The organism is Acetobacter indonesiensis (assembly GCF_000963945.1).
Classification (GTDB): Bacteria; Pseudomonadota; Alphaproteobacteria; order Acetobacterales; family Acetobacteraceae; genus Acetobacter; species Acetobacter indonesiensis.
In genome coordinates this window covers 65,605-72,708 of sequence record NZ_BAMW01000016.1, presented here as the reverse complement: position 1 = coordinate 72,708, position 7,104 = coordinate 65,605, and the positions used below count along the sequence as shown (strand labels likewise).

At 55.5% G+C, this 7,104-nt stretch carries 7 protein-coding genes; all 7 read left to right on the top strand.

The window, feature by feature from the left end:
- Positions 1-65 precede the first annotated feature (65 nt).
- Positions 66-1,079, top strand: a complete 1,014-nt coding sequence (gene scpB, locus Abin_RS16160) for an SMC-Scp complex subunit ScpB (protein WP_084593511.1) — start codon at positions 66-68, stop codon at positions 1,077-1,079.
- Positions 1,076-1,237, top strand: coding sequence for a hypothetical protein (locus Abin_RS06680; protein ID WP_158319892.1), 162 nt, complete (start codon positions 1,076-1,078; stop codon positions 1,235-1,237). The genes scpB and Abin_RS06680 overlap by 4 nt, the downstream gene beginning before the upstream one ends.
- Positions 1,230-2,012: a Sec-independent protein translocase protein TatB gene (gene tatB, locus Abin_RS06675; protein WP_084593509.1), complete on the top strand. Its 783-nt coding sequence runs from the start codon at positions 1,230-1,232 to the stop codon at positions 2,010-2,012. Before Abin_RS06680 ends, tatB begins: the two co-directional genes overlap by 8 nt.
- A gap of 6 nt (positions 2,013-2,018) precedes the next feature.
- On the top strand, positions 2,019-2,816 hold the full coding sequence (gene tatC, locus Abin_RS06670; RefSeq protein ID WP_086613324.1) for a twin-arginine translocase subunit TatC: 798 nt from the start codon (positions 2,019-2,021) through the stop codon (positions 2,814-2,816).
- A 52-nt stretch (positions 2,817-2,868) separates the two neighbouring features.
- Positions 2,869-4,140, top strand: a complete 1,272-nt coding sequence (gene serS, locus Abin_RS06665) for a serine--tRNA ligase (RefSeq protein WP_048845573.1) — start codon at positions 2,869-2,871, stop codon at positions 4,138-4,140.
- Between the two features lie 171 nt (positions 4,141-4,311).
- Complete coding sequence (locus Abin_RS06660) at positions 4,312-5,463, top strand: L-dopachrome tautomerase-related protein (RefSeq protein ID WP_052948178.1); 1,152 nt, start codon at positions 4,312-4,314, stop codon at positions 5,461-5,463.
- A gap of 196 nt (positions 5,464-5,659) precedes the next feature.
- On the top strand, positions 5,660-7,060 hold the full coding sequence (locus Abin_RS06655) for a M20/M25/M40 family metallo-hydrolase (protein ID WP_048845572.1): 1,401 nt from the start codon (positions 5,660-5,662) through the stop codon (positions 7,058-7,060).
- Positions 7,061-7,104 lie beyond the last annotated feature (44 nt).

Here is a 7,104-nt window from a genome sequence, read left to right as displayed (position 1 = left end):
AAGCAGAAGCAGAAGCAGAAGCAGAAGCAGAAGCAGAAGCAGAAGCAGGCATTGTTGCTGCTTTGATGGCTGACCCGATGTCAGATGAACATTTTGTGGTGCCAGAGGAAGCCGTCCGCCTGACCGAGGCGCTTCTGTTTGCGGGTACGGAACCTGTCAGCCCACGGCGTGTGGCTGATTTGTTGGAAACCCGGCAGTTGATTCCTGACGGTGTGGAAAATCTGGCGGCGTTTGTTGACGCTGTGTTGGCCGCACTTGTCTCCCGTTATGACGGGCGTGGCGTTGCCCCGGTTGAGGTTGCGGGTGGTTGGCAGTTCCGCACCGTCGCTGATCTGGCCCCGGCACTGACAAAAGTGCTTGAACGCCCGCGCCGTCTGCCACGGGCTGTTATGGAAACGCTGGCTATTATTGCCTATCACCAGCCATGTACCCGCGTGGAAATAGAAGAAATTCGTGGCGTCAGCCTTGGCCAGAACGTGTTGGACACGTTGATTGAAGCCTCCCTGATTGCGCCGCGTGGTCGTAAGGAAGTGCCGGGCCGTCCCGTGTTGTGGGGAACAACGCCTGACTTTCTGCGTCATTTTGGTCTGCGGGCGCTTTCTGATCTTCCCCGCCGGGAAGAATTGCTGGTCGATGTGCCAGACCTTGAAGCTGACCCGCGTCTGCCCTCCGCCACTACACCCGTGACAGATTCAGAAGATGAGGAGGAAACTGCCCCTCCAGCGGAATCCGATGAACCGTCAGGTGAGGCAGGAAATGGGGCGGCGAGTGATCAAGAGCCGATGACAGATCACCCTGCGGCCCCTGAGCTGGCAGGTGATCACCCCGTTGTGGCAGATGCGCCCTCAACAGACGCTGATATGTCAGAGCAAAATTCTGCTGCCGAAGCGACAAGTGAGAACACCCGTAGTCCCCATGGAACTGATGCGTCCGAATGGTCAGACTCGGACCAGCCTCTGACAGAGGCGGACACTTCCGCCCCCAAGACGGAGGGCGCGGAAAACGCTGCTCCTGAACAGCCGGAGACACAGGCAGAGGAAGCAGGCACACCAGCGGTTTTCCCGCAGGGGCGGTCGTGATAGATCAGAAAGGTCTGTATGCGAAAACCGTCATGACCCGGCAGGGGAAGGCGGCGCGTCGTGTGCCTGAAAACAAGAGCCCTGCCTGCGGGAAGAAAAGCCGTTTTTGTGGTCTTTCTTCTGGCATGATGCTGCCGAGTGGTCCTGCCGATGTTTGATTTTGCCTGGTCCGAGATTGCCCTGATAGGCGCTGTTGCGCTGGTCGTCATCGGCCCGAAAGATCTGCCTGTGGCTATTCGTGGGCTGGCGAAAGTAGTCAAGAAGGCGCGCAATCTGGCGGGCGAATTCCAGTCGCATGTGGATGAGATGGTGCGCGAGGCCGATCTGGGCGAAATGCGCGACCATGTGCGTGATCTGCGGAACCTGAATGTTCGGGGTCGCATCATGAAGGCCATTGATGCCGATGGCAGCCTGAAAAGCACGTTTGAGTCCTCACCGCTTGATGGGCCGGTCATGCGGGCACCTGCGGGGCCACGCGCACTTGATGCCCCTGCATCCACCCCTATTTCGCCAGCGGGTGCGAACGCCATGCTGGAAGAACGCAGCATTGGCCTGCCCAGTCTGCCGCCCGGTGGGCATCAGCCACTCTATGAAAGCGCTGCCGTGGCCGAGGAAGTGGCTGATGCCCCCCTCGAACTGCCGCCCAGTATTGTGCGCCGTGTGTTGCGCGAACGCGAACGTCTGTTCCCGCCTGCTATCCTGCCACCCGTGCGGGTGTTGCATGGTGGCCGGAGCGTTGCACCCGGCCCGGCAGTAACGCACCTGTCTGACGCCCCAACGGATACACAGGTTTTTTCCGCAGATGCCGGGTCTGATGCTGCTGGTACAGAAGACACCCCAACCCATTACACACCGCCAGAAGCCCACGCCGCCATGCATGCTGCGCCCGCCGCGCATGGTATGGATGGGCAGCAAGCACATACACCCGGTTAGTCTGTCATGACGGAGAACGAACCCCTGCAGGACGATACCATTAACGATCAGCCCATGCCGCTGATTGACCATCTGCTTGAATTGCGCCGTCGGCTGTTATGGTCCGGGGCCGCGTTTCTGCTGTGTTTTGCCCTGTGTTACCATTATGCGGGTGATATCTATCTGTTTCTGGCCCGGCCTTTGGGCGAGATCATGCGCCAGCAGGGTGAACAGCCACACCTGATCTATACGGCGTTGTATGAAGCCTTCTTTACCTACATTCGTGTGGCGTTTTTCGGGGCGGCCTTTCTGTCTTTCCCCATGATTGCTATTCAGGGCTGGATTTTTATTGCGCCGGGGCTCTACCGGTCAGAAAAACGGGCCTTTGCACCGTTTCTGGTGGCAACCCCCATTCTGTTTCTGCTGGGCGCGGCACTGGCCTATTACTTTATCTTCCCCATTGCATGGCGGTTTTTCCTGTCTTTCCAGACACCGGGCAATACGGGCGGCGTGCAGATTGAGCTTCAGGCCAAGGTGTCCGAATATCTGTCTCTGGTCATGAAGTTGATCATGGCGTTTGGCGTCGCGTTTGAACTGCCAGTCGTGCTGACGTTGCTGGCGCGCGTCGGGATTGTGACGTCTGATATGCTGCGGCGCTTTCGCCGGTATGCCATTGTGGCTGCCTTTGTCATTGCCGCTATCCTGATGCCGCCAGATGTCATTACACAGGTAGGACTGGCCGTGCCGCTGGTTCTCCTTTACGAGATTTCCATTCTGTCTGCTCGGATTGTGGAGCCCAAACGCCCCGTTGATCCGCAAGTTTAAGGCGGAACAGATACACACTACTACTAACCCCATTCAAAGGGCTTTCTGACCAATGCACGATATCCGCGCCCTGCGCGCAGACCCTGCCGCTTTTGACGCTGACCTTGCCCGCCGTGGGCTGGAGCCCGTGGCGCAGAAACTGCTGTCATGGGACGAGGAACGGCGGCAGGCCCAGACCGTGCTTCAGGAAAAGCAGGCCCGGCGCAAGGCGCTGGCGCGTGAAATCGGGGTGCTGAAGCGCAACGGTGGGGACAGCGCAGACCTGGAGGCCGAAGGCACCAATTTGCGTGAAGCTATGGAAGAACTTGAACGCAAGGTAGCAGATTGCGAAGGCCAGAGTGCGACCCTGCTGGCAACACTGCCTAACAGGCTTGATGCGACAGTCCCTGACGGGCCGGATGAAAGCGCCAATGTGGTGCAGCATGTCTGGGGCACTGTGCCTGACTTTGCGTTTACAGCCCGCCAGCATTTCGAACTTGGTGAAGCCTTGGGCCTGATGGACTTTGCCACGGCTGGCAAATTGTCTGGTGCCCGGTTTGTGGTGCTGCGTGGTGCTCTGGCGCGGCTGGCGCGTGCCCTTGGTCAGTTCATGCTTGATCTGCATGTGGATGAACACGGTTATACCGAAACGCAGGTGCCAGTACTGGTTAATGACGCAGCCATGTATGGCACGGACAAGCTGCCGAAATTTGCAGATCAGTCCTTCCGTACGGAAGATGGCCGCTGGCTTATCCCAACCGCCGAAGTGCCGCTGACGGCTTCTGTCAGTGGGGATATCCTTGATGGCAAGACGCTGCCCCTACGCATGACAGCCCTAAGCCAGTGCTTCCGAAGCGAGGCCGGGTCTGCCGGGCGTGATGTGCGTGGCATGCTGCGGCAGCACCAGTTTGAAAAAGTTGAAATGGTGTCTGTCACCACACCGGAAGAAAGCGCTGCCGAGCACGAACGCATGACGCGCTGTGCGGAAACCGTGCTGGAAAAACTGGGTATTCCGTATCGTCGTGTGTTGCTGTGTGCAGGTGATACCGGGTTCGGGGCCGCCAAGACGTTTGACCTTGAAGCATGGTTGCCGGGGCAGGGTGCCTGGCGCGAAATTTCCTCCTGCTCCAATACGCGGGACTTTCAGGCGCGTCGCATGAATGCCCGTTTCCGTCCGCAGCAGGGTGAAGCCCCGGTGTTTGTGCATACGCTGAATGGCTCTGGCCTTGCCGTTGGTCGTACGCTGATTGCTGTCATGGAAAATGGTCAGCAGGAAGATGGGTCCATTACGGTGCCAGACGTTCTGCGCCCCTATATGGGTGGTATGGCGCGCATCAGCGCCTGATAGCGGATGGGGCCGGGTTCTGCTGGCCCCTTTCCTTTCTATTCTCGCTGCCTCAGTGCAGATTTTGCGGCGTCTTTTCCGGTCGTCGTCCCGTCCGAATACCGTATTGCGATTTCCTGAAAGGATGCCCGATATATGACTTCTGTTCTGTTGGCTGAAAGTGCGCCCACTATGCCACGCTCCTCACATCTGCGGGCAATGCTGAAGGCTGGGGCAGCAGTGCTGATACTAGTGGCCGGTATGGCGTTCACTACTGAGTCACGGGCGGAAGACACGACTGTTCAGGGTTGGAACACGACAGGCAACGTCACCGTTGCCGATCGCTTTGCCGATGTGCAGGCTTCGGGAATTGCCCGCCTGCCGGATGGGCGTATTGTGCTGTCTCTGCCAACCAGCGCACAACGCCATAAGGGGCCGGTGCTGGCAACATGGACAACAGGGCATTTGACGCCTTTTCCCAGTGTGGCGGCGCAGGGGAAGATTATTTCCCCCCTCGGCATGACGGTTGATGCCAATGGCCAGCTCTGGTTGCTGGATGAAGGAACAAAAGCAGGCAGCAAAGCCAAAGCAAAACCGGCCCTGCTGCATATTGACCCCCAAACAAACAAAATCATCCGTCGTTATGCTCTGACAGCCCCCGCCGTGCGGGACGACAGCCATGTGAATGACGTTCGGGTTGACCTGACACACGGAAGCGCAGGCACGGCGTTTATTACCGATACCTCGCAGACCACTCACCCCGCTCTGATTGTGGTTAATCTGGCTAGTGGTCAGGCGCGGCGTATTCTGGCCGACACGGTTTCTGTCAGCCCGGTGCCGGGATTTGTGATGGAAGCTGATGGTCGTTTGGGCCGCTACAATGCACAACACCCGACCGTGCCACAGGGTGGTGTTGATGGTGTGGCGCTAAGCAAGGATTCCACAAAGCTCTACTGGTCCCCGCTTTCATCCCGCCGTCTGTATAGTGCGCCCACGTCTGTCTTGGCAGATGCAGGGGCGACAGAAGAAAATCTTGAGGCCGCGGTCAAAGATGAAGGCGAAGTGGGCATTATGGATGGGATGGCCACAGCCCCTGACGGAAGCCTGTATGTGACAGATATTGAACGCCATGCCATTGTGCGGCGTGCCGAAGATGGTTCTCTGTCAGTTGTGGCGCAGGATGCCAGACTGATTGCGCCGGACAGTATGGCGTTTGATGGAGAGTCGATTTTGCTGACGGTTGGTCAATGGGCAAGGCTTCCCGTCTTCCATGACGGGAAAGACAAGCAGCAACGCCCCTATATTCTGGTGCGGATAACCCCGCTTCAACCGGTGATGCAGTAAAATGTTAAAGGCTCCTGTTACAGGGGCCTTTTTTATACTGGTTTTCTATTGGCCTGCTTTGTGTTGACACCATTTGCCAGTGCCGCATAATCGTTTTTATAAAGAAATGGATTGAAGCGGCTCTGTCACACAGGGTTCTTCATCCTGCATGCCGTTTTTTACCTCTGATTGCTCCTGTCTCTCATAAAGGCCTGTGATGCGTAATGTACTGATAGCTCTTGCTCTACTCCCGGTTTCAGCCGCTTTACCGCTAGCAGCACATGCCGAAATTGTTCAGCACAGTCAGGCAGAGACACAGGCGCTTGATCTTGCCAAAAAAGCAATTTCCCTCAGGTCAGTAGCCGGGCCGAGTAATAAAACAAAAGATGTTGCCCAGCTTTTTAAAGAAACATTGGTAGATGGTGGTTTTTCAGAAAAAGATATTACTATTACGCCGCTCGATGATACCGTTTACATGACAGCCACATGGCCCGGAACAGATACAGCATTAAAGCCGCTGGTCATTTTGGGTCATATGGATGTGGTGGAAGCCAAACCAAGTGACTGGACGCGTGACCCTTTCACGCCCGTGGTAGAAAACGGTTATCTGTTTGGCCGTGGTGCAACGGATATGAAACTGGATGATGCCCTGATTATTGCATCAGTTCTTGAACTGAAGCGACAGGGTTACAAACCGCGCCGCAGCATTATACTGGCTTTTTCAGGCGATGAAGAAACAGCCATGAAAACGGGCGAGGCACTGGCGGAAAAACTTCAGAACGCAGAACTGGTGCTGAATGTGGACGGAACCGGTGGCGTTTTGAATGAGGAAAGTAATAAACCAGATTATTTCATGTGGGGCGGGGCCGAGAAAACATACGCGGATTATACCTTGACCGTTACTAATCCGGGCGGACATTCATCTGAGCCGCGGCCTGAAAATGCCATTTACCACATGGCATCTGTACTCATAAAATTGAAAAACTATCACTTCAAACCAGATCTTAACGATATTACCCGTGCCTATTTTCAGCAGGCTGGTGCCTTGAAAAAAGGAACTGTTGGTCAGGCTATGCAGAGTTTTGCCAAAAACCCGGCAGATCAGGCAGCAATCAAGGTTCTTTCTGCTAATTACACTACGGTAGGGTTAATTGGCACCACATGCGTTGCTACCATGATTAATGGTGGTCACGCCCTGAATGCTTTGCCGCAGAAAGTATCAGCAAACATCAACTGCCGTATTTTCCCCGGCCATTCAAAAGAAGAAATTGGTGCTGAACTTCAGCATGTTATTGCTGATCCGGGTGTGAAGCTGGAAATCCAGGAAGCTGGTTCAGTGGCCACGCCGGCATCCCCTATGCGGAAAGATTTTTCGGAGGCTGTGGTAAAGGCTATCCACTCTGTTTACCCTAATCTGCCCGTTATTCCGGCTATGTTTGCGGGGGCGACAGACAATATGTGGTTCCGCGCCCATAATGTGCCCAGCTATACGGGTAGCCCCATTATTATGAAAACATCTGACCTGTTCATGCATGGCCTTAATGAACGGACACCTTTGTCTGCTATTGCGCCGTCTATAAATTATTTCCTGTCTTTGATTCCAGATCTTTCTCATTAAGGACAATAAGGTTGGGAAAAATTTTTAGATCTGTATGATGTGTA

Excerpts from the sequence above, each read along its gene's own strand:
- scpB (WP_084593511.1), top strand. The coding sequence starts at position 66 with ATGGCTGACCCGATGTCAGATGAACATTTTGTGGTGCCAGAGGAAGCC.
- tatB (WP_084593509.1), top strand. The coding sequence starts at position 1,230 with ATGTTTGATTTTGCCTGGTCCGAGATTGCCCTGATAGGCGCTGTTGCG.
- tatC (WP_086613324.1), top strand. The coding sequence starts at position 2,019 with ATGACGGAGAACGAACCCCTGCAGGACGATACCATTAACGATCAGCCC.
- serS (WP_048845573.1), top strand. The coding sequence starts at position 2,869 with ATGCACGATATCCGCGCCCTGCGCGCAGACCCTGCCGCTTTTGACGCT.
- Abin_RS06660 (WP_052948178.1), top strand. The coding sequence starts at position 4,312 with ATGCCACGCTCCTCACATCTGCGGGCAATGCTGAAGGCTGGGGCAGCA.
- Abin_RS06655 (WP_048845572.1), top strand. The coding sequence starts at position 5,660 with ATGCGTAATGTACTGATAGCTCTTGCTCTACTCCCGGTTTCAGCCGCT.